Source organism: Streptomyces sp. MA5143a (genome assembly GCF_900290235.1).
Lineage (GTDB): Bacteria > Actinomycetota > Actinomycetes > Streptomycetales > Streptomycetaceae > Streptomyces.
The window spans coordinates 31494-57218 of the sequence record NZ_OLMK01000098.1; the positions used below are offsets into that span (position 1 = coordinate 31494).

The following is a 25725-nucleotide window of genomic DNA, read 5'->3' on the forward strand; positions in this document are numbered from 1 at the left end:
TCGTGAAGCCTGGTCCGGCGAGCCGTCAGTAGTGCTCTTCTCGGTAGACGCCGTCCGCCTCGACACCGCCGGCCCACTCACCGAAGTCGGTGTTCGCCAGCTCCATGTTGTCGACGAAGGAACCGGCGGCCGCGAGGGTGATCCTGAACGGGGCGTCGTCCTCGTCGGGCAGGTTGTTCACGGCCAGCAAGGGGAACTCCGCGGAGCCCAGTGCCCGCTCGTCGGCGATGAGGACGAGCGTGCTGTCCGGCCAGTCCTCGTCGTCGCGGCCGATCCGGGCCAGAATCTGCTCCGCGGTGAAGCCCGAGTAGGCGCGGTTGTCGACGACGGTGATCGACTCGATCGGCTCATGGCGCTCCGAGCCCTCTTCGATGGCCTGGAGCAGGCGTGCCCACTGGCCCGGCTGCTCGAAGGACGTCCGCACCAGGAGCGGCCCGGCGGCCTCCTCGATCGTGGCGGAGGGCGGCTCGGGCTCGGCGCCCGTACGGTCGCCGGGGAAGACCTGGATCAGGAAACGGGGCCGCTTGTCGTCCACCGAGCGGTCGCTGGCGTGGACGCGGACCAGATAGGTGCCGGCTCCCGCGGTGGCGAGATTCTCCTTGCGCAACGGCTCGTACCCGCTGTCGCACAGGGTGAGGAAGCCGGTCGTGGAGACCACGGTGATCTCCTCGACCTCGTCCCAGCCGTCCTCCGCGCCCGGGTCCTGACCGGCGTACAGGGTGACGATGGGGTTCTCCAGAGCGCTCCCGGCGTCGATGTGCAGCCAGTCCTTCTCGGCGGACAGGAACCCGCGTCCGCGCGGCGGCTTGCCGGCGTCGGGGTCCATGACGGCCAGGTCCCCCCACTCCTTCAACTTGAGCGGCCGGGTACGACCGTCGAGGAGCGGCCAGGTGGAACGCTGCATGGAGAACCCCCATCGTGCTTCTGTGCCCGCCGGTTACGTCTCGGAAGCGTAGACGGGCACGGTGGAAGGCGAGTCGCGTGCCTTACTGGATGTGGACGTAGTAGGCGTCACCGTTGAGGACGCGCTGGCTCTTGTAGAAGCCGCCGAGACGGGCACCGGCGCTGCGGTTGTCACCGGCGGAGATGATGCGGGTGCTGCCGAGGGCCGGGTTGCCCCCTTCCTTGCTGGCCGCGAAGGGGTACTCGTCGCAGTCGTACTTCTTGGGGTCGGGGTTGGGCACGTTCCCGCACATGGCCTTGCGGTTGGCGTTGATGGTCTTCTCGTTGGTGATGCGGTGCAGCGGGGTCGAGGCACCCGGATGACCGGCGATGCTGGTCTGCGCGTCGAGAATGTGCTGGGCGGACTCCTTCACCTTCGCGTCGCCGCGCGAGAGGGAGAAGACCGGTGAGGCGCCGGGGAAGACGCAGCCGGGGTTCTTGGTCCGCTTCTTGGGGCCCCAGAACGTGTCGTCGCACCGGTACTTGGCGGACTTGTAGGTGAAGCCGCCCGTCGAGTAGCCGGGCTTGGTGAAGGTGAACCGGTACGAGGCGGGACTGGCCAGCTGCTTCTTCTTCGCGACTCTGGCGGCGTAGCCGACGGTTCCCTTCCGGGCGGGCCCGAGCGCGGATCCCTGCGCGAACTTCACGGCGGTCTTGACACCTTTGCCGCCACCGACAGAAACATTTACGCGTATGCCGCCGGCGTTGACCAGCCTGGCCTTGCCGACGGTGAAGCTCTCCGCCCACTTCAGTTTGTCGGTCTTCAACGTCATGGAGTGCTTGAGGGCGAAGGTGGCGGAGCCGACCGGCCTGCCGTTCCTGAGGACGTCGACACGGGCGTCGACGTACAGGCACATGCTGGTGCGGGTGATGTTGATGGTGTTGATCTTGCAGCTCGCCGCGGCGGCCGTGTCGGCGTGGACGGTCCTGACGTTCGACACCTGAGCGGCGGTGAGGCTGTAGTGCGCCGACGCGGCCTGCGCGGTGGCGGCGCTGACGCCGGTGAGGAGGAGCGTGCCGAGACAGGCACCTATGACGACTTTTCCGGGCGCGCTGATGCGCATGGCTGTGCGTCCCCTCGTCGATGGAAGGACGACACCGCCCCGCGGCTGCCGTCCGTGAGGCAAGCACATTAGGGACGGCAACTGGCCTGTCTCTATTGGCCGTTGGGACACTGCCCCGTAGGACAGGTCCGGTTCGGCCAGGAGGGGGCGGCGGGGATCGCGACAACGGAACCGCTTGGTGACGGGGCCTAGGGGGCGGGGGCTGGTGACGGGGCTGTGTCACCGCCCACCGCGGTCGGCGGGGAAGGGAATCGAGCCACTCGCGCGTTGCACCGTCGGAGACGACCGTCGAAGGGGGCGCGGGACGTGGGCGGCACGGAACAGCAGGCGCGTCAGACGCAGGCACAGCAGACACATCAGGCGCAGCGGCAAACACCACAGGCCCCACAGGCCTCTCAGACCCCGCAGGCCCCTCAGACCCCACAAACCCGGTGGACAAGGGCGACCCTCGGCCGTCCCGACCGCCCCCTCGACCTGCTGACCGCCCGCTTCGACCGCCACCGCTACGCCCCGCACACCCACGAGGAGTTCAGCGTGGGCATCTGTGTGCTCGGCGCCTCGTGCATCGAGTACCGGGGCGGCGCCCTCACCGTGGGGGAGGGCTCGATCGTCGTGCTGGCCCCCGGGGAGGTCCACACCGGCGAGTCGGCATACGGCACCTACGCCTACCGCGCCCTCTACCCGGCCCCCACCCTCCTCACCGACGGCATCCTCGGCGGCACCCCGCACTTCCGGGAGCCCCTCCTGCACGACCCCGAACTCGCCGCGGCCCTGCGCAACGCCCACACCGAGCTGAGCACCTGCCCCGACCCGCTGGAGGCGGAGTCCCGCGTCCCCTGGCTGCTCACGGCCCTGACCCGCCGCCACTCCACGGCCCGCCCCACCTCCGACACGGTCCCCGGCGCCGGCACCATCGCCCTCGCCGTACGCGACCGCCTGGCCGACGAACTCCAGGCCCCGCCGTCCCTCGCGGACCTGGCCGCCGACCTGGGACTCTCCCGCTACCAGTTGCTGCGCGCCTTCCGTACGACGATGGGCATGCCCCCGTACGCCTGGCTGGCCCAGTACCGGGTGAGCCGGGCCCGCGCCCTCCTGGAACTCGGCGGACGCCCGGCGGAGGTCGCCGGCCAGGTGGGCTTCGCCGACCAGGCGCACATGACCCGCTGGTTCGGACGGGTCCTGGGGGTGACTCCGGCGGCGTACCGGACGGGCGTACGACAGTAGGCCCGGAGGGGCGGCCCGAATAAGCCCGGAGGGGCGCGTCCCCCGCAACAACGTTCAAGACCCGGACCCCCCACCGGCCGGACACTGATCCCATGACTGCACGCGGCTGGTTCCTCTTCTCGCTGATGGGAGTCCTCTGGGGCATCCCCTACCTGATGATCAAAGTGGCGGTGGACGGCGTGTCCCCGTCGATGGTGGTGTTCGTCCGCTGCGCCCTGGGCGCGGCACTCCTGCTCCCCTTCGCGATCCGCCAGGGCGGACTGGCCGCGACCGTACGGACCCACTGGCGCCCCATGCTGGCCTTCGCGGTGATCGAGGTGATCGGCCCCTGGTGGACCCTGACCGACGCCGAACGCCACCTCTCCAGCTCCACGGCCGGCCTGCTGATCGCGGGCGTACCGATCGTGGCCGTGCTCCTGACCCGCTTCTTCGGCGACACGGAGCACCTGGGCGCGCGGCGGCTGACGGGACTGATGCTGGGCCTGGCCGGAGTAGGGGTCCTCACGGTCCCGCACCTGACCGGGGGCGACGTCCGTTCGCTGGCGGAGGTGGCGGTCACGGTGATCGGCTACGCGACGGCCCCGCTGATCATGGCCCGCCATCTGAAGCAGGTCCCGACGTTGCAGCTGATCGCCCCGGTGCTGCTCCTGTCGGCGATCGTCTACGCCCCCGCGGCGGCCCTGACCTGGCCGACGACCATGCCCTCGACCTCCGTCCTCGCCTCGCTGGCGGGCCTGGGAGTGATCTGCACGGCGCTCGCCTTCGTCGTCTTCCTGGAACTGATCCGCGAGGTGGGCCCGACGAGGGCGACGGTCTTCACGTACGTCAACCCGGCGGTGGCGGTGGCGGCGGGCGCGCTCTTCCTGGACGAGAGGCTCACGACCACGGTCCTGCTGGCGTTCGCCCTGATCCTCGCGGGCTCGTTCCTGGCGACGGCGACGGCGACGGCGACGGCGCCGGCGGGGCCGGGACGGAAGCGGACAGGGCGAGGGCTGTCGCGCCCCTCACGGCCGACGCCGGCCGGACCGGAGCGCCCCAGCCGCCGGGTAGCATGGTCGACACGGCAGACGAGCCGGGCGGACGGCCGCGTGAAGTCCCTCTAGGGGCTTCCCGAGGAACGTCCGGGCTCCACAGGGCAGGGTGGTGGCTAACGGCCACCCGGGGTGACCCGCGGGACAGTGCCACAGAAAGCAGACCGCCGGGGACCTCGGTCCTCGGTAAGGGTGAAACGGTGGTGTAAGAGACCACCAGTGCCCAGGGTGACCTGGGCAGCTAGGTAAACCCCACCTGGAGCAAGGTCAAGAGGGGCCGCCGTCAAAAGCGACCCTGCGCGGACGTTCGAGGGCTGCCCGCCCGAGTCCGCGGGTAGACCGCACGAGGCCGGTGGCAACACCGGCCCTAGATGGATGGCCGTCGCCCGGGGCTCCGCGAGGAACCCCGGGAACAGAACCCGGCGTACAGCCCGACTCGTCTGCCGCTCAGTGCCTCTGACCGGCTGACGGCCGTATCGGCCGCGGCCGAGTGCCGGCAGAGCACCTCCTCGGGGTCACTCCATCGACGGGACCGCGGGCACGGGCTGTGTGGGCTGGAGGCCGAGCACCGAGCACACGCTCCGGCGGAGTTCGGCGGGGCGGTCCTCGGACCAGTCGGGTGCCCGCCAGGCGATGTGCCGGTCCGGGCGGACGAGCAGCGCCCCACTGCTGTCGATCTCGCGGACGGCGGCCCATTCGCCGTCGGGGTCGGTCCATTCTGAGCCGGTGCCGGTGCCGATGACACGGACGTGCACGGTCGCTCCGGTGTCGCCCGCCGCCTGCGTGGCCTCGGCCCACCGGTGGGCGTGCTCGGCGTTCACGAGCAGGGTGAGGCCGCGTGGGGCGATCAGCCGGTGCACGGACTGCCGGGATCCGCCGTGGCTGAGCCAGGCGTGGGGCAGATGGTGGCCGGGCCGTGTGGTGGGCACGTAGTCGCGCAGTGGGTGCTTTCCCTCTGGCGCGGGTGTGCCGTCGGGGACCAGCGCACCCGCGTCGTAGTGATAGCCGAGTTCCACCGCGAGCTGACTGAAGTCGTCGGCGTTGCTCGCGACGGCTTCGGTGACCGCGGCACGTTTGGCGTCGCCCTCGGCGGTGTCCGCGAACCACTCGGTGACGGCGTCCCAGCCTTCTTCCTCGCTCTGGTCGGCTCGCAGACCGAGTGCCGCGGCGATGCGGGCGTGTCCGCCGGCGTTGGTGAGGCAGTGCCGGACGTTGAACTCGCCCACCGGGCGGCGTTCGGTCTCGTAGCTGTCGAGCAGGGCGTCGGTGGCCTGGCCGGACAGGACGGCGTCCAGCTTCCAGACGAGGTTGTGCGCGTCCTGGACCGCGGTGTTCAGACCCAGACCGCCCGTCGGCGGGTGCCGGTGGGCCGCGTTGCCGGCCAGGAAGACGGGGCCCTTGCGCTGACGCCGCGCCACGACACCCTCCAACTCCCAGTGGCTGACCGCGTGCACCTCGATGTCCAGGTCGGGGACGCCGAGCATGCGGCGGATGCGGCAGAGGACCGCGGGCAGGTCGTTGCGGTCGGCGTCGGTGGTGCGGTAGCCGACGTGCGCGGCCCACTCGGTCGTCTCGCGCCCCCAGCGATCGGGGCCCATCGCGCACAGGGCGCCGGCGAAGGAACCCCGGCCGTCGGGGTTGATGAAGTAGTACAGCAGCGTCTCGTCGTCGGAGATCCACTCCGACAGGTCCATGGTGGCGCGCACGGTGACCATGTCGAGCAGCCCCGTGGGCCCGTCCATTTCGATGCCGAGCAGGTCGGTGCAGGTCCGGCCGCCGTCCGCCGCGACGACGTACCGGGCGTGGACCTCGTAGGACTCGTCGCTGTCCCGGTCCCGGACGGTCGCCACGGCACCCTCGCCCGCACCGTCATCGGAGAGGGAGAGGGCGGTGAGCTCGTGGTGGAAGCGGATGTTCTCCGGTCCGCACACGGCCTCCGCCCGGGTCCGCAGCAGGGGGTCGAGGCGCAGCTGTGGCACGTTGGCGTAGCGGCTGGGGCTGGCGCGGGCGTAGCGCTCGGTGTCCGGGCCGCCGCCCCAGGCGGGGAGTGCCCCGATCCTCTGTCCGAACGGCACGGCCGGTCCGGCCAGCGTGGTGTGCCACGCCACCCGGTGCCAGCGGTCCTCGGGCGGGGAGAGCGCGTACACGGCGTCGGCCACGCCCACGTCGGTGAAGATCTCCATCGTGCGCTGGTTGAGCAGATGCGCCCGAGGCAGCTTCGAGGCGTCCGGATGCCGTTCGACCAGGAGGACGTCGACACCTCTCAGGCCGAGCAGGACGGCGGCGGAGAGTCCGGCAGGGCCGCCACCGACTATCAAGACCGCTGGCTCACAATGGAGTTGACTGCTCATCACATGCTTCTCCTGGTCAAGCGGGATGGTCTCATCCGACCCTCTGCCCGCGGCAGGCCCTGGCGGGCTACGACTTGGCCCTGACCAGCCCGGTGTCGTACGCGGTGATCACGGCTTGGACGCGGTCGCGGGCGCCGATCTTGGCGAGGACGCGGCCCACGTGTTTCTTGACGGTGGATTCGGTCAGGACGAGGCGCTCGGCGATCTCGGTGTTGGTCCAGCCCTGGCCGATGGCGACGAGGACTTCGCGTTCGCGGTCGGTGAGGCTCGTCAGGCGGGGGTCCTCGGCGGGTGGGGTGTCCGTGGGGGCCAGGACCCGGTGGGTGTAGGCGTCCAGCAGGCGGCGGGTGAGGCGGGGGGCGACGACGGCGTCTCCGGTGGCGACCGCGTGGATGCCGGCGACGAGTTCCTCGGGGCGGGCGTCTTTGAGGAGGAAGCCGCCGGCTCCGGCGCGCAGGCCTTCGTAGGCGTACTCGTCGAGGTCGAAGGTGGTGACGATGAGGACGCGGGTGCGGCCACCGGCGGCGATGATGCGGCGGGTGGCCTCGATGCCGTCCATGCCGGGCATGCGGATGTCCATGAGGACCACGTCGGGGCGGAGTTCGGCGGCCATGCGGACGGCCTCGGCGCCGTGTGCGGCCTCGCCGACGGGGGTCAGGCCGGGGGTGCCCTCCAGAAGCATGCGCACGCCCATGCGTTGCAGGGGCTGGTCGTCGGCGATGAGGACGGTGGTCATGGCTGGTGATCTCCCGGGGGTACGTCGAGTACGACGTCGACGAGCCAGCCCTGGCCGGTGGCAGACGGGCCCAGGGTGACGGTGCCGCCGTACATGGCGGCCCGCTGGCGGATGCCGACGAGGCCGTGCCCGGTGTCGCCGGACGCAGCCCCGGCGGCGGCTGCGCCGGTGTCGGCGACCTTGACGTGCACGGTGCCGGTGTCCTTGGTGACGGTGACGTCGGCCGTGGAGCCCGGGCCGGCGTGTTTGAGGGTGTTGGTCAGGGCTTCCTGGACGATGCGGTACAAGGTGAGCTGAACGCCGCTGCCGAGGGCGTCGAGGTCGCCCATGGTCCGGTAGGTCACGGGCAGCCCCGCCGCGCGCACGCGCGCCAGCAGCGGGTCCAGGTCGCGGATACCGGGTTGCGGGCTGAGCCGCCCTTCCTCGTCCTGATCCTCGCGCAGCACGCCCAGGACGCGCCGGAGTTCGCTCATGGCCTGGCGGCCGGTATCGGCGAGGATGCGCAGGGCGTCGGCGGACGTCTCGCCGCGGTTGGTGGCGAGGGTGGCGGCGCCGTCGGCGACGCTGACCATGACCGAGAGGTTGTGGCCGACGATGTCGTGCATCTCGCGGGCGACCCGGGAGCGTTCGGCGGCGGCGGTGAGCCGGACGCGCTGCTCCTGCTCGATCTCCAGGCGTCTGGCGCGGTCCTGTAGGGCCTCCAGATACATCCGGCGGATACGGAGGGTCAGACCGAGGGTGACGGCCGCCGTCGTCGTGCCCAGCATGAAGAAGCCGCCGAGCACCGGATGTTCGATCGGCACCAGGACGAAGATGGCCAGCAGCAGTTGGCCGACGGCCAGTGCGACGGCCCAGCCCAGCATGCGCAAGGAGCCGTTGCGCGCCAGGGTGTACAGGGCGATGAGCGCGGCGACGCCCGTCGGCAGCCAGACTCCCAGGGACCACTGGGTGAGCGACGCCGCCGCGATCACGAAGTACGTGACGGCCGGTGCCCTGCGCCGCCACCACAGCGGCACGATGAGTGCGGCGACGAGGGCGAACCGGACGGCGGGCGGCAGCTGGTCGCGGGCGTCCTTCAGCCCGAAGGGGGTGTCGCCGTCGCCCCGGAGCAGGCCGGGCAGGGTGACGGCTACCACGAACAGCATCACCGCGGTGTCGAGCAGCCACGGATGCCGGCGGTCCAGCCGCTGCCGGCGGCTCTGGTCGCGCAGCAGCCGGCCCAGGAGCGGGTGGGCCCAGGCCGCCTCGAACCCGGGGGGCGGCCCGGCCGCCGTCCCCCGGGCCGGGGCCGCGGCGGCTGCCGCACGGTTCGCAGTCATGGACATCATTGTCCTCGTGCCCGGGTCAGGCTTCGCTCTTGAGGAGCCGCCAGGCGGCGCCGACGAGGACGAGGGCCACCCACCCGGCGAAGACGGCGAGTCCCGCACCGGGGGAGAGGGCATCGGAGGACTGGTGCAGTGCGTACATCGCCGAGCCCGCGTTGCTGGGGAAGTAGGGGTTGATGTTGTCGTAGAGGGAGTCGGGCAGCAGGGAGGCCAGGCCCGGGAGAATGAGCAGGACGCCGACCAGGACCGCGATCGCCCCGGCGCTGGACCGCAGCAGCATGCCCAGGGCGACACCCGCGACGGCGACCAGGGCGAGGTAGAGGCCGGCACCGGCCAGGCTGCGCAGCACACCGTCGTCGCCAGGGGACAGGGCGATCTTCTCGCCGTCCAGGCCCAGGGTGCCCAGCTGGAACGCGGCCAGGGCGCCGAGCGTGGTCAGGACCAGGGTGATGGGGCCGATCACGGCGGCCTTGGACCACAGGACCGGCAGACGGCGGGGGACGGCGGTGAGGGTGGAGCGGATCATGCCGGTGGTGTACTCGCCGGCCGACAGCAGGACGCCGAGCACGCCGACGGCCAGCGACGCGAACGTCACCCCCAGCAGGGCGAGGCTGACCGCGTTCTGGTCGCCGGAGCCGGGTCCGGGCGGCCCGCCCTGCGTGGCCCCGTCGGGGCTGTAGGTGGCCGAGGCGATCGCGCCGAGGGCGACCAGCAGGACCACGGCGACGCCGAGGGTGATCCAACTGGAGCGCAGCGACCAGAACTTGGACCACTCCGCGCGCAGCACCCGCGGACCGGTGACCTTGTAGGCCCGGGGGTTGGCCCGGGTGGGGGAGAGTTCGGTGACGGTCATCAGGCTGCCTTTCGCTCGGTCTCGGCCGGATGGCTCTGGTACTCGACGACGTCCCTGGTCAGGTCCATGAACGCCGCCTCCAACGAGACGGCCTGGGGGGTGAGTTCGTACAACGCCACCCCGTGCTCGGCCGCGATCCGCCCGATCTGGCGGGCGTCGCACCCGGTGACCAGGAGTTCCTCGGCGGACGAGGAGGAGATCGTCACGTCCGGGCCCGCCAGCAGCGAGCGCAGCCTGGCGGCCTCGGCGGTGGCGACCTTCACGCCGCCGCCGCTCGCCTGCCGGGTGAAGTCGTCCACGGTGGTGTCCGCGAGGAGCCGCCCACGGCCGATGATCACCAGATGGTCGGCGATCAGCGCCGTCTCGCTCATCAGGTGCGAGGAGAGCATCACCGCCCGGCCCTCGTCGGCGAGCCCGCGCAGCAGGTTGCGCACCCACAGCACGCCCTCGGGGTCCAGGCCGTTGACCGGCTCGTCGAGCATGACGATCGCGGGATCGCCGAGCAGGGCCGCCGCGATGCCGAGCCGCTGGCCCATGCCGAGCGAGAAGGCCCCGACCCGCTTGCCGGCCACGCTGGTCAGACCGGCCAGTTCGATGACCTCCTCGACCCGGCGGCGCCCAATGCCGTGCGTGTACGCGAGCGCCATCAGATGGTTGAACGCGCTGCGGCCGGGGTGGACGGACTTGGCCTCCAGCAGGGTGCCGATCTCGTGCAGCGGTGCCGTGTGCCTCGCGTACGACTTGCCGTTGACGGTGACCGTGCCCCTGGTGGGGGCGTCCAGGCCGACGACCATGCGCATGGTGGTGGACTTGCCGGCACCGTTGGGACCGAGGAAGCCGGTGACCTCGCCGGGCTTGACGGTGAAACTCAAGGCGTCGACGACGGTCTTGTCGCCGTACCGTTTGGTCAGCTCACGCGCTTCGATCATGGTGTATGTCCTTCGCCTCGGACGCGGCCGGGCGAGCGCCGCGGCCTGTGCAGTCGACGTTAGAAGCGCGGTCGGCCCTGGCCCTGGGACCACGGGAGATACTTGACCCGCCGAGTGGTACCGCGGTTCCACTCGGCGCCGATCACCGGTACGCCTCAGGTATGACACGTCGGCGGGTGGGCGTCGGCCTGCGGTCGCACACCACGGGCAGCAGGACGGGCACCGCGCGGCACACGCTTCAGCCGGTGTCCCGGCACGGCCGCAGCCAAACGACCAGGGGCACGCGACCCTGCCGCCTCGTGGTGCACGCGGGACCCAGGTGGCCGGTGGAGTTGAAGTCGATGTCGGTCGATTTAGGGGCCACCCGGTGCGTGCGCGGGTGGCCTTGTTGCTGCACGCGCAGTTCCGCTCAAACGGTTTTGCCCGGGGCGGCATGGCGAGGGGTGACGCCCCAGTCGTCCGAAAGGGCGGCGACGAGGAGCAGGCCCCGGCCGGACTCGGACAGCGAGTCGGTCACCGGAGGGCTGGACCGAGGCTGCTTCTCGGCGCGGGTGTCGGTCACCCTCGACCCGGACGATGCCCTCGCCCCGTACGGCCAGCTGTGATGTCACTTTTCGTTACGGCCGGGCTCGACGTCTGGTACGACCCGCACATATGGATGAACGCGACCGGCTGTCGGGCCACATCGGTGCCGGCCGCGGGCGATCAGCTGTCTGCGGAGTGGATGTCGGCGAGGAGTTGTGCCGTGAGTTCCAGACAGCGCATCCGGGCGGGAGAGAAGTCGTAGGGCATCTTGGTGGTCGCTGCGGAGGCGCTCATCTGCATGTCTTCCTCGCCTTTCAGGTCAGCGTCGTAGATCTCGAAGAGCTTCTCCTCGGCCGTGCCAAGACCAGCAGCCTCGATGGCCTGCTCCAGGGCCATCTGCTGGGCGCATCGCTGTACGGCGATCTCTTCGACGCGCGGGTCGTCGGGTTCGACGCCGTCGTCGAGGGAGGCCTCGACCGCGTCAAGACGGTCCTGCTCGGCCCGCAGGTCCGGATGGGTAGCCAGCACGATGAACACGCTGGCCTGGATGGCGGCGCCCAGCGGCCCGAAGATCCGCTCCGTGACCAGCAACTCTTCCACGTCCGACGGTCGCAGTGCGCCCGGGGGCAGGTGGCTGAGCCGGTCCGTGACCAGTTCGGAGAGCAGCCCCAGCGGACTCCCCACCACCACCAGGCGCTGGACAGCCGCGCGCCGACGCTTGATGGCGGCCTCCTGCGCCGCTAAGGCTTCCTCCAGTCTGCTCAGGATCTCCTCGATCCCCCGGGCCTCGTCGAAGGCGGCCCGTATGTCGTCCAGGCCGATGCCGGCTTCTGCCATCCTGCGGATCCACAGCAGGCGGATCATGTCGTCGTAGCCGTAGAGGCGACGGCCGTCCCGGCCGCGCTCGGGCTCCGGCAGCAGACCGATTTCGTGGTAATGGCGGATGGCGCGAGGGGTGGTCCCGGCGAAGGCGGCAGCATCACCGATCCTGACCTGACGGGGAGGCGTGACGGAGGGGTACATCGCAGACAGAGCCTTTCGTGCATGTGGTGCCTCGACCCCACCACATGCCGCTACGGCAGGTGCAACCACACCATCCAGGTGTCACCGGATCCAGGCCCTGGCTGCCGCCGGGACCGATCGAGAGGGTGAGCTTCGGCCGGCTTGGGGCCGGGGTCCTCACCGGCCTTCACCTTCGCGTTGTAGGCGTCGACCTTGGTGGTGTACGCCTCCACCGCCGCCTTCGACGCCTTCACGCCCGCCTGGTGGGCGTCGATGGCGTCCTGGGCCTGGCCCTGGGCCCACTTGACCGTGTCCGCGTACGAGTCGAGCGCCTTCGCGGCCTTGTCGCAGGCGTCCGCCGCGTGCAGCCACTTCTTGGGGTGCATGGCGAACTTCTCACGGAAGGTGTCGGCGGCTTGGCCCTTCCAGTGGGAGGAGTCCAGCTTGCGCATGCCGTCGCCGACCTTGTCGAAGGCCGTGTGGAAGTCCTTGAGGTGCTTGGCGCTCTCCTGGATGCGGCCGACATTGCCGTGGATCAGTTCGTCGGCCTGCTCGGTCTCCCCGAGCTGCTGTTCGCCGGGGGTGGCGCCCAGGGCGGAAGCGGCGCCGTCGCCTCAGTCCTCCACCTTGTCCGCCGCCTGGTGGAGACCCATCTCGTCCAGGCGCTTGCCGGCGTAGTCGGTGCCCTCGTCGATGGCCCTGCCGACGACCTCCTTACCGTCGTCGTAGACCTCTTCGGCCTTGCCGACGACGGCGTTGGCGGCTCCCTTGAGCTTGTCCTCCACACCGTCCGGGATCCAGCCACCCATCAGCTGCCGTCCCCGCTCTGCCGCTGTCCCTCGGCCTGGGCCGCCTGCTCGCGTTCCTCGCGGGAGGGGCCGTCGCCCTGCACCGGACCGGTGACCACCTCTCCGCCTGGGAGACCGCCCGAAGCGATGCGGACCTCGGACAGCGACCCTTCACGGTCGCGAGCCGGCACCTGCTGGACGCCTGCCGGTCAGGGCGATGGCGGCCCTGGCGCTCACGGCGGGGCGGGTCCGGGTCGCCCCGCGGACGGGGCGTGAAGGGGCAGAGAGTGCGGGCGCCGCGAACCCATTGCCCATGTCGGGGCAGTCCGTCGCGCGCGCAGTGAGGTCCACCGTGTGAAGACGGCGCATCAGGCTTCAACTGCCCATGCTTGTCGGCTGGTTGGGATGGTGGTTGGATCATTCTGTGGGTTGCTTACATGCTTCGACGTGTCCTCTCTTCCCCCATCTCAACCAGAGTCTGGCGGGCTGGCGCAGCTGCTATTGCGACAACGAGGACAGCTGGCGCGACTGTGCGCGCTACCAGGTGGCACTCACCGGCGAGCGGGTGCCGATCACCCTGCTGCCCAACGGGCGGCACGCCCATCACCTGGCGCCGAGTCCCGCGCCCACCGCTTCCGAGAGGCGAGGTGCCGGCCCCGCCGAACAGCCGCCGGCGGCCCCCGACGAGCCCGAACGGGGTTGGTGGGCCCGGTTGGCCGAGTGGATGAGAGGCAACGCATGACCGCTTACTGGCCCTGGTGGGCGGGTGCTGTCGGGCTCGCCGTACTCACCATCGGCTACACCCTCGCCACCGACCGGTCCTTCGGGGTGTCGGGTGCCTGGGAGCGAGTGCTGCACTGGCGGCGTGAGGCCGAACTGGAGCGCAGGGAGGCGGAGTTCGCCGACGAACAAGCTCTTGTCGCCGCTCTCGGTGCGGCCACCGCCGAACATTTCGGCACCGCGGCCGTCGCCCCAGTGGCCGCCCAGACCGTGCCCGTCGCGCCCATGCCCGTCGCGCCCGTGTCCGCCGCGTCTGCGCCCGTCGTGCCCCCGGGGGCGCCCGGCGCACCGGCCACGGACGGACGCCGCCGAGGCGCGCACCCGCGCCCCGCTCCGCTGGTCACCCAGGCCGTCCTGCTGGTCTCGATCTTCGTGGGCGGACTGATCGCCGCCGTCACCTCCGGGCAGTTCCACGTCCGCTCCGACATGGGCGCGGGCTACCGGCACCTGGTGACCGGCAACCCGGTCGCCATGGTCGCCCTGCTCTTCGTGGGAGGCGTGCTGGTCGGCTTCGGTACCCGGCTGGCCGGTGGCTGCGTTTCGGGGCACGGGCTCAACGGCTGCGGTCGGCTCAGCCCCGTCAGTCTCGTCGCGACGGCCACGTTCTTCGGTACCGCCGTCGTGGTGTCGTTCCTCCTGTGGAAGGTGATCTGATGCGTAGCCGGGGCGCAGTCCTGCTCGCCAACCTCCTCACCGGGCTCGCTCTCGGCTTCACCGTGACCCGCATCGGGTTCGGGGACTACGCCGAGCTGAACCGCATGCTCACCTTCCAGGACTCGCGGATGCTCCTCGCCGTCTTCGGCGCCATCGTGATCATCGCGAGTGTGTTCGCCCTGCTGCGGGTGCGCCGGGGCGCGGGGCGCCTCCACGCGGGCGTCGTCCCCGGCGCGGTCCTGTTCGGCATCGGCTGGGCGATCTCCGGCGGATGCCCCGCGATCCCGCTCGTCCAGGTCGCCAGTGGTTACCTGCCCGCCCTGGTCACCATCGCGGGCATCGTCGTCGGGGTCAGGCTGTGTCACTGGGCCGGCGGCCGGTTCTTCCGTATCGACAGAGGCTCCTGCGAAGGGTGAGCGACAGGGCCGGACCGGGCCCTCACGGCGTCGCCTCCGCCGGGTGCGGGGCGGTGGCCGGCGTTCGGCTGACCGTGGGATTGGCCCGTCGTACCTGTCACCGCCTACCCGAGCGGCGCGCGGAAGGAAGCGACGTGCGAACGGGGACGGGCCGTGCCCGGCTCAGAGCTACACGACCACCACGCGGTCGGCGCACGGTTTGCGCATGTCGCCCTCGTCCGACGTGAACATGGTGACCGGGCCCGTGAACATGGTGACCGGGCCGGGCTGCCGCCTGGTACCGAAGGCGCGAGGGAGGGGCGGCTCGGCAGAGGTCGGCCCAGCAGCGCCGCCAGCCGCCGCCACCCCTCCCTCGGGAGCGCGTCGCCCGTGCCCCGTCGATCAGCCGCAACGCCACATGGTGCGCCCCCGCCGCGTGGAACTCGGATGCTCTGAATGCCCGTGGTCACCGCGAGCCGGGTCGCCGCCTCGATCAGCGGGACGGCGTGGCGTACGGCCGAACTGCCTCCCAGCCAGACCGTGCCGAAGCCGAGTTCTTCCAACTCGCCCGCCGCTTCCGCCAGTTCACCGCGCCGCGCGAGATCGCCGTGTATTCCGCGTTTTCCGCGTATTCCGCCGAAGCCGTCCCTTCGGGCTCCTGGGACGCATCCGCCACGAAAAACAATGTCCGATCCATTGACGCCCCTCCTGCCTCACGCTTACCTTCTGGCCGAAGTTACGCACAGTGTTCGCCATGTCGAACATCTCCCACATCTCCCCCCGCTGAGCCGCTCCCGGAAGGGACTTGCCGTGGTCCGCATACGCGTCCGCCACTGGGTGACCTGGGGGGCCGCGCTGCTGGCCCTCCTCGCGTCGCTCCTCACCGTCCAGCCCGCCGGCACCGCCGCCGCGGCGGACGGCAAGCCGTTCACCAACCCGGTCAAGTCGCAGAAGGGCGCCGACCCCTGGCTGGAGTACTACAACGGCGACTACTACCTGGTGACGACCTCGTTCACCGGTGAGCTGACCATGCGGAAGTCGCCCACGCTCGCGGGGCTGAGCACCGCGCCGAGCGTCCAGGTGTGGTCTGACAGCACCGCCACCCGCAACTGGAACATGTGGGCCCCGGAGATCCACTTCTTCGACGGCAAGTGGTACCTCTACTACTCCGCCGGGCCACGCGGCGCCGCCTGCTGCGACGGTCAGCGCACCCACGTCCTGGAGAGCGCCGGGTCCGACCCGATGGGGCCGTACACCTACAAGAACACCCTCACCGGCGCCAACACCACCCCGGGCGGCTGGCTCATCGACGCCAGCGTGCTCAAGCACGGCGGCAAGCTGTACCTGGTGGGCAGCGGCTTCGTCGGCGGCGGCAAGCAGAGCCTCGTCATCGCGCCGCTCAGCAACCCGTACACGCTGGCCAGTTCCACCTTCACCGTGATCTCCAGCCCGACGCTCAGCTGGGAGACCCAGGGCGGTGAGGTCAACGAAGGGCCCGAGCCCCTCTACCGCGACGGGCGCACCTTCCTCGTCTACTCCGCCAGCGCCTGCTGGGGCCCCGACTACAAGCTCGGGCAGTTGGAGCTGACCGGTTCCGACCCGCTGCTCGCCTCCTCCTGGACCAAGAAGCAGACCCCCGTGTTCCAGCGCAGCGACGCGGCCGGGGTCTACGCTCCCGGCCACAACGGCTTCTTCACCTCGCCCGACGGCACCGAGAACTGGATCGTCTACCACGCCAACGACGCGGCGAGCGACGGCTGCGACAACGGCCGGACGACCCGCGCGCAGAAGTTCACCTGGAACGCGGACGGCACCCCGAACTTCGGCACTCCGGTCGCCCTCGGCACCACCCTCTCCGGCCCCTCCGGTGAGACGGCGACGACCCCGAAGGCGTACACCATCGTCAACCGCAACAGCGGCAAGTGCCTGGACGTCGATGGCGGCAAGGCGGCCGACGGCACCAACATCTTCCAGTGGACCTGCAACGGCGGCGCCAACCAGAAGTGGCGTATCGAGGACCGCGCCGACGACACCAGCCGCCTCGTGAACGTCGCCACCGGCAAGGTCGCCGACGTCGCCGAGTGCGCCACCGCCGACGGCACCGACATCCGCCAGTGGTCCTGGCTGAACAACAACTGCCAGAAGTTCCGCATGGTCTACCTCGGCGGCGACTACGTCCGGATCGTCAACGCCGCCACCGGCAAGGTCATGGACGTCGCCGACTGCCGCACCGCCGACGGCACCGACGTACGCCAGTGGTCCTGGCTCAACAACAACTGCCAGCAGTGGCGGCTCGTCCCCACCACCGCATGACCGCACGCATGACCGCACGCATGACCGCACGCATGACCGCCTGACCGCCTGACCGGCGGACGGCTCCGGTGTCACGTACGCCGACAGCCGTCCGCCGTTCCGCTCCACCCCGCACATCCGAACCCCGAAGGGCCGCACAACATGAGACGACTCGTCAGACGGGCCGTGGTGGCCGCGGCGGCGGCGCTCGCCGTGCTCACCGGCGTGACCACTCCCGCCCAGGCCGCCGCGCCCGCGTCCCCCGCCGTGACGTTCACCAACCCGATCGCGCTCCAGCGCGCCGACCCGCACATCTTCAAGCACACCGACGGCTACTACTACTTCACGGCCACCGTCCCCGCCTACGACAAGATCGTCATGCGCCGGGCCACCACCCTCCAGGGCCTCGCCACGGCCCCGGAGACCACGATCTGGACCAAGCACGCCAGCGGTGAGATGGGCGCCCACATCTGGGCCCCGGAGATCCACTTCATCGACGGCAAGTGGTACGTCTACTTCACGGCCGGCGCCTCCAACGACATCTGGAAGATCCGCCCGTACGTCCTGGAGTCCAGCTCCGCCAACCCGCTCACCGGCACCTGGACCGAGAAGGGCCGCATCGCACTGCCGCTGGACACCTTCTCGCTGGACGCGACGACCTTCGTCCACAACGGCACCCGCTACCTCAGTTGGGCGCAGAACGACCCGGCGGTCGGCAGCGGCACCAACCTGTACCTGGCGAGGATGTCCAACCCCTGGACCATCAGCGGCAGCCCGGTGATGATCTCCAAGCCGGAGTACTCCTGGGAGACCGTCGGCCACCGCGTCAACGAGGGCCCGGCCGTCCTCCAGAAGAACGGCAAGGTCTTCGTGACCTACTCGGCCAGCGCCACCGACGCCAACTACTGCCTCGGCCTGCTCACCGCCGACGCCACCGCCGACCTGATGAACCCGGCCTCCTGGGCGAAGACCTCCACGCCGGTCTTCAAGAGCAACGACAACACCGGCCAGTACGGCCCGGGCCACAACACCTTCACGGTCTCCGAGGACGGCAAGTCGGACGTCCTCGTCTACCACGACCGCAACTACAAGAACATCAGCGGCGACCCGCTCAACGACCCCAACCGCCGTACCCGCTACCAGAAGATCTACTGGAACGCCGACGGCACACCCAACTTCGGCATCCCCGTCGCCGACGGAGCGACCCCGGTCCGGCTCTCCTCGTTCAACTACCCGGACAAGTTCATCCGGCACTGGGAGTACCGCGCGAAGCTGGAGGGCAACGTCACCAACCTCGCCGACTCGCAGTTTCGGATCGTCACCGGTCTGACGGGCAGCGGCACGGTCTCCCTGGAGTCGGCGAACTTCCCCGGCTACTACCTCCGCCACAAGAACAACGAGCTCTGGGTGGAGAAGGACGACGGCTCGGCCCTGTTCGACGCCGACGCCTCCTTCCACGAGCGGGCCGGTCTCGCCGATCCCGCGGCCGTGTCGTACGAGTCGTACAACTTCCCCGGCCGCTACATCCGGCACTTCAACAACCTGCTCTACACCCAGCCGGTCAGCACGACCCTCGACCAGCAGGACGCCACCTTCTACAAGGAGTAGCAGGCCTCCACGGGCGGGCTTCCGCGAGCCGGCCTCCGTATTCGGTGCACCGTGTCCCCGTCGGGGGCGCGGTGCACCGCTCATTCCGGGGGTACCACCTGCACCAGGCCCGACTGGTACGCCATCACCACCAGTTGCGCCCGGTCGCGGGCGCCGAGTTTCGTCATCGCGCGGTGGATGTGCGTGCGCACGGTCAGCGGGCTGACGTAGAGCTTCTCGGCGATCTCGTCGTTGGACAGGCCCTCCGCCGCCAGGGACATCACCTCGCGTTCCCGGGAGGTGAGCGTGGCGAGCTGCTCGGGCGCGGCCAGCGGGGTGCCGGGGGCGGGGGCGGTGAGGAAGCGGGTGATCAGCGTGCGGGTGGCGGTGGGGGAGAGCAGGGAGTCCCCGGCGGCGACCGTGCGGATGCCGTCGAGGAGGGCGTCGGCGGTGACGTCCTTGCCGAGGAAGCCGCTCGCGCCGGCCCGCAGCGCCTGGGCGACGTACTCGTCGATCTCGAACGTCGTCAGGATCAGCACGCGGGTGTCGGACAGGTCCTCGTCGGCGCAGATCACGGCCGTCGCGGCGAGTCCGTCGGTGCCGGGCATCCGGATGTCCATGAGGACCACGTCGGGGCGGTGGACGCGGACGAGGTCGACCGCCTCCCGGCCGTCGGCGGCCTCACCGACGACCTCCAGGTCCGGGCAGGAGTCGATGAGGATGCGGAAGGTGGCCCGCAGCAGGGCCTGGTCGTCGGCGAGCAGCACACGAATGGTCATGGGAGTCGGTCCGCCTTCGGTCATGGGGTCGGTCCGCCTTCGAGCTGGGGGATGCGGGGGCGGGGGCGCAGCGGAAGGTCGGTGGTGACCTCGAAGCCGCCTTCGGGCCGGTGACCGGCGCTCAGGGCGCCGCCGACCGACTGGGCGCGCTCGCGCATGCCGATGAGACCGAAGCCGCGGCAGTTGTCGAACACACTGGTGGGCGGAGCCGTGGTGCCGCCGCCGTCGTCGGTGACCGTGATCGTCAGGTGCGACTCCCGGTAGGCGAGGCGGATCCGGGCCGCGTCCGCGTCGGCGTGCTTGCTGACGTTGGTGAGGGCCTCCTGCACGATCCGGTACGCGGTCAGGTCCACGCCCGGGTCGAGCGGCCCCGGCGGGCCCTCCGTGGTCATGGTGACGGTGAGGCCCGCGGACTCGCACGCGGCGACCAGGTCGGAGAGCTGGTGCAGGCCGGGGGTGGGGGCCAGGGGCGCCTCCGGGTCGTCGGGCTGGCGCAGCACACCCACGGTGGCCTTCAGCTCCCGCAGCGCCGACGACGTGGTGGCGGTCAGGTCGGTGAGGATCCGGTGGGCCTGCTCGGGGTCGACGCGGGTGAGGTGCGCGGCGGTGCCCGCCTGGGCGTTGGCGAGCGCCAGATGGTGGGCCACCACGTCGTGCAGGTCGCGGGCGATACGCATGCGTTCCTCGGCGACCCGGAGGCGGGCCTCCTCCTCACGGGTGCGCTCCGCGTGCTCGGCGCGGGCCTGCACCGACTTCAGATAGGCGCGCCGCACCTGGGTGGCCTTGCCCGCGGCGAGGGGCAGCAGCAGCCAGAAGACGGGGCCGATCGTCCTGATCAGCAGGGAGAAGTGGTCCATGGAGTCGGTGAACACCGCCGCGAGTGTGGTCGCGCCGATGGTGGTGAGGCCGTAGACGCGGGTGGTGTTCCGGTCGGTCTGGGTGGACAGCCAGTACAGGCCCCCCATGACCGGTGCCAGCAGCAGGGGGGTGACCAGATAGCCCAGGGAGACCGCGACGATCGTGCACAGTGCCGTGATGACCAGCGCGGTGCGCGGGTGGGCGCGGTGCTTGAGCAGGGCGAGGCAGGACACGCCCATGAGGGCGACGCCGACGTTGTCCTGGTCCGGCGGGTCGGCGCCGGGCAGGGTGAGGGCGCTGCCGAGGGTCGCGCACGCCATCAGCATCGCGGCCATCACCAGATCGATGAGGAAGGGGTGGCTCTCGGAGAACTCCTCCAGGCGGTCGGCGTAGCGCCGGTCCAGGCTGATGCTCATCGGGACTCCGGTCGGTGGGACTGGGAACCATGGTGGTCGACGTCGGGCGCGCACGCCCCGGGGGCCGCCCGTGGCGTTCGCCACGGACGGCCCCGGTGGGGGGCGGTGCGGTGGGGTCAGACGCGGGCCGCTTCGGGTTCGGCGGGCTCCGCCGGGCCGGGCTCCGCCTCGGGGCGGCGGCTGAGCGCCTCGCCCTCCACGTCGACCCGGGGCAGCGCGCGGTCCAGCCACTTCGGCAGCCACCAGGCCCGGTCGCCGAGCAGCGCGAGCACGGCCGGCACGATCGCCATCCGCACGACGAACGCGTCGAACAGGACCGCCGAGGCCAGCCCGAAGCCGATCATCTTGATCATGGAGTCGCTCTCGCCGATGAACCCGGCGAACACCGCGATCATGATCAGTGCGGCCGCCACGACCACCCGGGCGCTGTGCCGGAACCCGCTGGTGATCGCCTCGTCGGGCCGGTCGCCGTGGACGTACGCCTCCCGCATCCGGGAGACGAGGAACACCTCGTAGTCCATGGCGAGACCGAAGACGATGCCCACCAGGAAGATCGGCATCAGGCTCATGATCGGGCCGGTCTGCTCCACGCCCAGCAGCTCCGCGCCGTGGCCCTGCTGGAAGACCAGGACGACCACGCCGAGGGAGGCGAGCACCGACAGCAGGAAGCCGAGGGCGGCCTTCACCGGGACGAGCAGCGAGCGGAAGACGACGAGCAGCAGCAGGACGGCGAGGCTCACCACGACCAGCAGATAGGGGACCAGCGCCGACTGCACCTTGTCGGAGATGTCGATGTTCAGGGCGGTGGTGCCGGTGACCTCGTAGGTCGCGCCCGTCCTCGACTCGATGCCGGGCCGCTCGTCGCGGATGACCGTCACCAGGTCCTTGGTCTTCTCGTCGGTCGGCGCGGTGGCGGGCACGGCGGAGAAGACGGCGGTGTCGCCGGCCTCGTTGAAGCGCGCGGGGGAGACGGACACGATGCCCTCGGTGGCGCCGATGTCCTTCGCGACGGTCTCGGCGGCGCTCTTGGCGTCGTCGGCGCCGCGGGCGTCCACGACGATCGTCAGCGGCCCGTTGAACCCGGGCCCGAAGCCCTCGGCGAGCGCGTCGTAGGCACGGCGCTCGGTGGTGGAGGTCGGCTTGGCCTCGTCGCCGGGCATGCCCAGCTGGAGGTCGGTCATCGGTACGGCGAGCGCGCCGAGACCTATGACGCCGAGGAGCAGGACGGGCACGGGGCGGCGCAGCACGAACCGGGACCAGCGGGTGCCGCCGTTGTCGCCGCTCGACTCCAGCCGGCCGCTCTTGCGGGCCTTGCGGGCCAGGACCGCGTTCGGCCAGAACCCGAGGACGGCCGGGACCAGGGTCAGCGCGATCAGCACGGCGACGACGACCGCCCCGGCGGCGGCCAGCCCCATCTTCGTCAGCATCGGGATGCCCACCACGGCCAGTCCGGCCAGCGCGATGACGACGGTGAGCCCGGCGAACACGACCGCCGATCCGGCGGTGCCGGTGGCGAGGGCGGTCGCCTCCTCGGGCGTACGGCCCTTGGCGCGTTCCTCGCGGTAGCGGGAGACGACGAACAGGGCGTAGTCGATACCGACCGCGAGGCCCAGCATCATCGCGAGGGTGCCGGTGGTGGTGGACAGGCCGAGCGCGTCGGACAGGGCGAGGATGCCGGCCATGCTGACGCCGACACCGACCAGCGCGGTCAGCAGCGGCAGCCCGGCCGCGGCGAGCGAGCCGAAGGTCACCAGCAGTACGACGGCGGCGATGGCGACACCGATCACCTCGGCCGCACCGCCCGCGCCGCCCTGCTCGGAGACCGCGTCGCCGCCCGCCTCGACGGTCAGCCCGGCGTCCTGGGCCTGGTGCAGGGCGTTCTCAAGGTGCGTCCTGCCGGCATCGGAGAGCTGGTTGGCGCCGACCTTGTAGGTGACGGTCGCGTACGCCGTCGAGCCGTCCTCGCTGACGGCCCGCGCCTGGAACGGGTCGACGGCGTTCGCGACCTGCGAGCCGTCGGCCAGGTCGGCCACGGTCTCCTCGATCGCCTTCTTGTTCCCGGCGGCGGTGACCTTCTCGCCGCCCGGCGCGACGAACACGACCCGGGCGGTGGCGCCGTCGGCGGTCATGCCGGGGAAGCGCTGCTCCAGCAGGTCGAACGCCTTCTGGGACTCGATGCCCGGCATGGAGAACTCCTCGTCGGAGGCTCCGGGGGCCTGGACGGCGCCGAAACCGACGGCACCGAGGACCGCCACCCACACGAGGGTGACGTACCAGCGTTTGCGGAAGGCCAGCCGGCCCAGCCGATAGAGGAAGGTTGCCATGGGGCGCAGGTCTCCACGTCAGATGTCTGGGATACCCGCACAGACTCCCGTTCCGAGGCCCTCCGGGTCGTCGTGCGGCTGCCGACAATCCCGGGTACTCGAATCGCAGTACGACCCGGCCGACGGATCACCCCCCGGTATGACGGTGCGGAGCCCGCGCCGCTCCCACATGGTGTGCTGGGCGTCGCGCGACGCCTTGCCGGGCAGCCCGGATCGGGCGGCGGTCCAGAAGGCGTCGTCAGCCACGGCGGGTGTCCAGGGAGCGTTCCGCGACCCCGGCCAGATGGGCGGCGAGGACCGCGCGGGCGTCCGGGGCGAGGGTGCGCAGCGCCACCATCGCCGTGATGATCACATCGCACAGCTCGGCCCGCACGTCGTCCCAGGTGTGGGTGGTGCCCTTGCGCGGGTTGGACCCGGTGACACCGATCACCGCCTCGGCGACCTCGCCGACCTCCTCCTGGAGCTTCAGCAGCCGCAGCAGCAACAGCTCACGGCCGTTGTGCACAGGGTTCGACTCCAGCCAGGAGTACAGCAGTTCCACGGCCGGCCAGGGGTCGCCGGGGGCGTCGCCGGACTGCCGGGGGTCGCCGGGGGCGTCGCTCCGCTCGCTCATGGGCGCAGCTTGTCACGCCCGTACCGGGCGGGGAGGTCACTCCTCGAACAACGGCTCCTGCTCGCCCTCCTTCTGCCGACGCACCCGCTTGGTCCGGGCGCCGATCACCAGCGCCGTGGTGGCCGCCGTGAACGCGAGCGCCGACGGCACCATCCAGCCCCGGTCGACGACATGGCGGAACGCGTGGTCGAGGGAGAGCCTGCCGGGACCGGCGATCGCGAGTCCCGCGGCGGCCAGGCCCAGGGTCGCGGCGTACTCGTAGCCGCCGTTCGCGTTGAAGAAGCCGTTGGGGGTGTGGACGGCGGCGGCGCCCGCCATCGCGCCCGCGGCGGCGGCACCGGCGGCGGGGGTCGCGAGACCGAGGGCGAGCAGGGTGCCGCCACCCGTCTCGGCCAGCCCGGACGCGGTGGCGCTGGCCTTGCCCGGCGCGTACCCCACCGACTCCATGAAGGCGCCGGTCCCCTCGATGCCGTGCCCGCCGAACCAGCCGAACAGCTTCTGCGTCCCGTGCGCGGCGAGGACCCCGCCCGCGCCCAGGCGGAGGAGCAGCAGGCCCAGATCACGTCGGTCGAATGTGGTCACGGTGACTCCCGGAACGGACGGTGGCGCTCGGACGTTTTCCCCTCCCGCGTATCCACCGTCGCACCGATGACACGCCTCGGGGCTGCCCGCGCGGCCGTTCGAGTGGCGGGCCCGGAACGCGCCGTCGGCGACGCCGGTCCAGCCGCGACCACTCAGCCGGGCGCCTCCGGTGGCGGGCGTGTACCGGCGGTGTGAGGCTGACCGGCATGACGATCGCACCCGCCAGACTCAGTGATCCGACCGTCCGCGCCTTCGTCAACGCCGTGAACGCGCAGGACCGCGACGCCTTGATGGCCCTCCTCGCCGACGACGCGACCATGTCGGACGACGGCTCCGACCGGGACCTCGCGGACTGGACCGACCGGGAGATCTTCTCCTCCCACGGCCACATGGAGGTCCAGCGCGAGTCCGACGGCGGCCGCTCCCTGGTCGCCAACTACCGCAACGACACCTGGGGCGAGATGCGCACCGCCTGGCGTTTCACGGTCTCGGACGACGGCAGGATCTCCCACTTCGAGACCGGCCAGGCCTGACCCCGCCGAAGTTTTCCCCGCGATGGCTTGCCTTCGCGTGCGCTCCAACTCCTACCGTCCTCGGGCATGGAGACGAACACGTACACGAGGTCCCTCGGCCGCAGCGGCATCCAGGTCAGCGCACTCGGCTTCGGCTGCTGGGCCATCGGCGGAGAGTGGCGGTCCGCCGACGGGCAGCCGCTCGGCTGGGGCAGTGTCGACGACGAGGAGTCCGTACGGGCCGTGCGCCGCGCCCTGGACCTCGGCGTCACCTTCTTCGACACGGCCGACGTGTACGGGGCCGGCCACAGCGAACGCGTCCTCGGCCGCGCTCTCGGCCGGCGCCGCGCGGACGTCGTCGTGGCCACCAAGTGGGGCAACGTCTTCGACGAGCGCACCCGCACCCTCACCGGTCAGGACGACACCCCGGCCCACGCCCGCCGCGCCCTCACCGCCTCCCTCGACCGCCTCGGCACGGACCACATCGACCTGTACCAGCTCCACCTGTCCGACGCCGACCCCGAGCGGGCGGCCGAACTCCGTGACCTGTGCGAGGAGTTCGTCCGTGAGGGGCTCATCCGGGCGTACGCGTGGAGCACCGACGACCCCGAACGGGCCGCCGTGTTCGCGAAGGGCGCGCACTGCACGGCCGTCCAGCACCGGCTGAACATCCTCCAGGACGCCCCCGAACTCCTCGCCCTGTGCGAGGAGTCGAACCTGGCGAGCGTCAACCGCAGCCCCCTCGCCATGGGCCTGCTCACCGGCAAGCACACCCCCGGGCGCGCCCTGGCGGCCGGTGACATCCGCAGCACCCCGCCCGCCTGGCTGCCGGGCTTCACCGCGGACGGCGGGGCGGACCCCGAGTGGCTCGGCCGGGTCGAGGCGCTGCGGGAGATCCTCACCAGCGAGGGCCGGACGCTCACGCAGGGCGCCCTCGCCTGGCTCTGGGCCCGCAGCCCGCGAACGGTGCCCATTCCCGGCTTCCGCTCGGTCGCCCAGGCCGAGGAGAACGCCGGCGCCCTCGCGAAGGGACCGCTCACCGCGGACCAACTGGCCGAGGTCGACCGGGTCCTGGGGCGCTGAGCCGCCCGTACAGGAGTCGCCCGCCATGGGAGGGCGGTATGGCGGGGCAGCCGTCCCGTGCCCCGGTGCACACCTCGCGG

Annotated in this window: 20 protein-coding genes, 1 other RNA gene and 3 pseudogenes; 9 read left to right on the forward strand and 15 right to left on the reverse strand. The window is 71.2% G+C overall.

Features of this window, described 5'->3' with window-relative positions:
• Positions 1-25: 25 nt before the first annotated feature.
• Positions 26-904 carry a DUF6924 domain-containing protein gene (locus SMA5143A_RS34970; RefSeq protein ID WP_107466844.1) on the reverse strand — a complete coding sequence of 293 codons (879 nt, stop codon included), beginning with the start codon at positions 902-904 and terminating at the stop codon, positions 26-28.
• 82 nt (positions 905-986) lie between these two features.
• Positions 987-2006 (reverse strand): NucA/NucB deoxyribonuclease domain-containing protein, encoded by a 1020-nt coding sequence (locus SMA5143A_RS34975; protein ID WP_181362163.1) that lies wholly within the window; start codon positions 2004-2006, stop codon positions 987-989.
• A 306-nt stretch (positions 2007-2312) separates the two neighbouring features.
• Between SMA5143A_RS34975 and SMA5143A_RS34980 the strand changes: the two genes are divergently transcribed.
• The 3 genes and pseudogenes from SMA5143A_RS34980 to rnpB all read left to right on the forward strand — a co-directional run bounded on the left by SMA5143A_RS34980 (position 2313) and on the right by rnpB (position 4704).
• Positions 2313-3230: a helix-turn-helix domain-containing protein gene (locus SMA5143A_RS34980; protein ID WP_258193912.1), complete on the forward strand. Its 918-nt coding sequence runs from the start codon at positions 2313-2315 to the stop codon at positions 3228-3230.
• Positions 3231-3385: 155 nt separating this feature from the next.
• A pseudogene (locus tag SMA5143A_RS44850) lies at positions 3386-4102 on the forward strand (DMT family transporter); the annotation flags it as partial.
• Positions 4103-4298: 196 nt separating this feature from the next.
• An RNA gene (gene rnpB, locus SMA5143A_RS34995) (RNase P RNA component class A) lies at positions 4299-4704 on the forward strand.
• A 72-nt stretch (positions 4705-4776) separates the two neighbouring features.
• Here rnpB and SMA5143A_RS35000 read toward each other — a convergent pair.
• The 7 genes and pseudogenes from SMA5143A_RS35000 to SMA5143A_RS44855 all read right to left on the reverse strand — a co-directional run bounded on the left by SMA5143A_RS35000 (position 4777) and on the right by SMA5143A_RS44855 (position 12791).
• On the reverse strand, positions 4777-6579 hold the full coding sequence (locus SMA5143A_RS35000) for an FAD-dependent monooxygenase (protein WP_181362164.1): 1803 nt from the start codon (positions 6577-6579) through the stop codon (positions 4777-4779).
• A 100-nt stretch (positions 6580-6679) separates the two neighbouring features.
• Positions 6680-7348 carry a response regulator gene (locus tag SMA5143A_RS35005; RefSeq protein WP_107466847.1) on the reverse strand — a complete coding sequence of 223 codons (669 nt, stop codon included), beginning with the start codon at positions 7346-7348 and terminating at the stop codon, positions 6680-6682.
• On the reverse strand, positions 7345-8667 hold the full coding sequence (locus SMA5143A_RS35010; RefSeq protein ID WP_107466868.1) for a sensor histidine kinase: 1323 nt from the start codon (positions 8665-8667) through the stop codon (positions 7345-7347). The genes SMA5143A_RS35005 and SMA5143A_RS35010 overlap by 4 nt, the downstream gene beginning before the upstream one ends.
• Before the next feature lie 25 nt (positions 8668-8692).
• Positions 8693-9526, reverse strand: a complete 834-nt coding sequence (locus tag SMA5143A_RS35015) for a hypothetical protein (protein ID WP_107466848.1) — start codon at positions 9524-9526, stop codon at positions 8693-8695.
• The gene (locus SMA5143A_RS35020) at positions 9526-10455 is read right to left on the reverse strand and encodes an ATP-binding cassette domain-containing protein (protein ID WP_107466849.1); all 930 of its coding nucleotides are present in this window, start codon (positions 10453-10455) and stop codon (positions 9526-9528) included. The genes SMA5143A_RS35015 and SMA5143A_RS35020 overlap by 1 nt, the downstream gene beginning before the upstream one ends.
• A 705-nt stretch (positions 10456-11160) precedes the next feature.
• Positions 11161-12003 carry a MerR family transcriptional regulator gene (locus SMA5143A_RS35030; RefSeq protein ID WP_107466850.1) on the reverse strand — a complete coding sequence of 281 codons (843 nt, stop codon included), beginning with the start codon at positions 12001-12003 and terminating at the stop codon, positions 11161-11163.
• 50 nt (positions 12004-12053) lie between these two features.
• A pseudogene (locus tag SMA5143A_RS44855) lies at positions 12054-12791 on the reverse strand (putative T7SS-secreted protein).
• Positions 12792-13508: 717 nt separating this feature from the next.
• On the opposite strand from SMA5143A_RS44855, the gene SMA5143A_RS35050 reads away from it, so the two are divergent.
• Both SMA5143A_RS35050 and SMA5143A_RS35055 read left to right on the forward strand, forming a co-directional pair.
• Positions 13509-14204 (forward strand): YeeE/YedE family protein, encoded by a 696-nt coding sequence (locus SMA5143A_RS35050; RefSeq protein ID WP_107466854.1) that lies wholly within the window; start codon positions 13509-13511, stop codon positions 14202-14204.
• Positions 14204-14620, forward strand: a complete 417-nt coding sequence (locus tag SMA5143A_RS35055; protein WP_107466855.1) for a YeeE/YedE thiosulfate transporter family protein — start codon at positions 14204-14206, stop codon at positions 14618-14620. Before SMA5143A_RS35050 ends, SMA5143A_RS35055 begins: the two co-directional genes overlap by 1 nt.
• 425 nt (positions 14621-15045) lie before the next feature.
• Here SMA5143A_RS35055 and SMA5143A_RS44280 read toward each other — a convergent pair.
• Positions 15046-15231 (reverse strand): annotated as a pseudogene (locus SMA5143A_RS44280) (LLM class F420-dependent oxidoreductase); the annotation flags it as partial.
• Between the two features lie 178 nt (positions 15232-15409).
• Between SMA5143A_RS44280 and SMA5143A_RS35065 the strand changes: the two are divergent.
• On the forward strand, positions 15410-16912 hold the full coding sequence (locus SMA5143A_RS35065; protein WP_107466856.1) for a family 43 glycosylhydrolase: 1503 nt from the start codon (positions 15410-15412) through the stop codon (positions 16910-16912).
• A 141-nt stretch (positions 16913-17053) separates the two neighbouring features.
• Positions 17054-18499, forward strand: a complete 1446-nt coding sequence (locus tag SMA5143A_RS35070; protein ID WP_181362166.1) for a family 43 glycosylhydrolase — start codon at positions 17054-17056, stop codon at positions 18497-18499.
• Between the two features lie 80 nt (positions 18500-18579).
• Here SMA5143A_RS35070 and SMA5143A_RS35075 read toward each other — a convergent pair whose 3' ends face one another.
• The 5 genes from SMA5143A_RS35075 to SMA5143A_RS35095 all read right to left on the reverse strand — a co-directional run bounded on the left by SMA5143A_RS35075 (position 18580) and on the right by SMA5143A_RS35095 (position 24050).
• Positions 18580-19257 carry a response regulator transcription factor gene (locus SMA5143A_RS35075; RefSeq protein WP_107466857.1) on the reverse strand — a complete coding sequence of 226 codons (678 nt, stop codon included), beginning with the start codon at positions 19255-19257 and terminating at the stop codon, positions 18580-18582.
• Between the two features lie 20 nt (positions 19258-19277).
• On the reverse strand, positions 19278-20531 hold the full coding sequence (locus SMA5143A_RS35080; protein ID WP_107466858.1) for a sensor histidine kinase: 1254 nt from the start codon (positions 20529-20531) through the stop codon (positions 19278-19280).
• A 116-nt stretch (positions 20532-20647) separates the two neighbouring features.
• Positions 20648-22855, reverse strand: coding sequence for an MMPL family transporter (locus SMA5143A_RS35085; protein WP_107466859.1), 2208 nt, complete (start codon positions 22853-22855; stop codon positions 20648-20650).
• A gap of 238 nt (positions 22856-23093) precedes the next feature.
• The gene (locus SMA5143A_RS35090) at positions 23094-23468 is read right to left on the reverse strand and encodes a MazG-like family protein (protein ID WP_107466860.1); all 375 of its coding nucleotides are present in this window, start codon (positions 23466-23468) and stop codon (positions 23094-23096) included.
• Positions 23469-23504: 36 nt separating this feature from the next.
• Positions 23505-24050: a DoxX family membrane protein gene (locus tag SMA5143A_RS35095; protein ID WP_099964022.1), complete on the reverse strand. Its 546-nt coding sequence runs from the start codon at positions 24048-24050 to the stop codon at positions 23505-23507.
• Between the two features lie 206 nt (positions 24051-24256).
• Between SMA5143A_RS35095 and SMA5143A_RS35100 the strand changes: the two genes are divergently transcribed.
• Positions 24257-24583 (forward strand): nuclear transport factor 2 family protein, encoded by a 327-nt coding sequence (locus SMA5143A_RS35100; RefSeq protein WP_107466861.1) that lies wholly within the window; start codon positions 24257-24259, stop codon positions 24581-24583.
• Between the two features lie 66 nt (positions 24584-24649).
• Positions 24650-25645, forward strand: coding sequence for an aldo/keto reductase (locus SMA5143A_RS35105; protein WP_107466862.1), 996 nt, complete (start codon positions 24650-24652; stop codon positions 25643-25645).
• The last annotated feature ends 80 nt before the right edge of the window (positions 25646-25725 follow it).

Bases quoted from the DNA above. Each gene is read 5' to 3' on its own strand.
- SMA5143A_RS35100 (WP_107466861.1), top strand. From the start codon at position 24,257: ATGACGATCGCACCCGCCAGACTCAGTGATCCGACCGTCCGCGCCTTC.
- SMA5143A_RS35020 (WP_107466849.1), bottom strand. From the start codon at position 10,455: ATGATCGAAGCGCGTGAGCTGACCAAACGGTACGGCGACAAGACCGTC.
- SMA5143A_RS35085 (WP_107466859.1), bottom strand. From the start codon at position 22,855: ATGGCAACCTTCCTCTATCGGCTGGGCCGGCTGGCCTTCCGCAAACGC.
- SMA5143A_RS35010 (WP_107466868.1), bottom strand. From the start codon at position 8,667: ATGACTGCGAACCGTGCGGCAGCCGCCGCGGCCCCGGCCCGGGGGACG.
- SMA5143A_RS35050 (WP_107466854.1), top strand. From the start codon at position 13,509: ATGACCGCTTACTGGCCCTGGTGGGCGGGTGCTGTCGGGCTCGCCGTA.
- SMA5143A_RS35030 (WP_107466850.1), bottom strand. From the start codon at position 12,003: ATGTACCCCTCCGTCACGCCTCCCCGTCAGGTCAGGATCGGTGATGCT.
- SMA5143A_RS35070 (WP_181362166.1), top strand. From the start codon at position 17,054: ATGAGACGACTCGTCAGACGGGCCGTGGTGGCCGCGGCGGCGGCGCTC.
- SMA5143A_RS35080 (WP_107466858.1), bottom strand. From the start codon at position 20,531: ATGAGCATCAGCCTGGACCGGCGCTACGCCGACCGCCTGGAGGAGTTC.
- SMA5143A_RS35105 (WP_107466862.1), top strand. From the start codon at position 24,650: ATGGAGACGAACACGTACACGAGGTCCCTCGGCCGCAGCGGCATCCAG.
- SMA5143A_RS35015 (WP_107466848.1), bottom strand. From the start codon at position 9,526: ATGACCGTCACCGAACTCTCCCCCACCCGGGCCAACCCCCGGGCCTAC.
- SMA5143A_RS35075 (WP_107466857.1), bottom strand. From the start codon at position 19,257: ATGACCATTCGTGTGCTGCTCGCCGACGACCAGGCCCTGCTGCGGGCC.
- SMA5143A_RS34970 (WP_107466844.1), bottom strand. From the start codon at position 904: ATGCAGCGTTCCACCTGGCCGCTCCTCGACGGTCGTACCCGGCCGCTC.
- SMA5143A_RS35090 (WP_107466860.1), bottom strand. From the start codon at position 23,468: ATGAGCGAGCGGAGCGACGCCCCCGGCGACCCCCGGCAGTCCGGCGAC.
- SMA5143A_RS34975 (WP_181362163.1), bottom strand. From the start codon at position 2,006: ATGCGCATCAGCGCGCCCGGAAAAGTCGTCATAGGTGCCTGTCTCGGC.
- SMA5143A_RS35005 (WP_107466847.1), bottom strand. From the start codon at position 7,348: ATGACCACCGTCCTCATCGCCGACGACCAGCCCCTGCAACGCATGGGC.
- SMA5143A_RS35055 (WP_107466855.1), top strand. From the start codon at position 14,204: ATGCGTAGCCGGGGCGCAGTCCTGCTCGCCAACCTCCTCACCGGGCTC.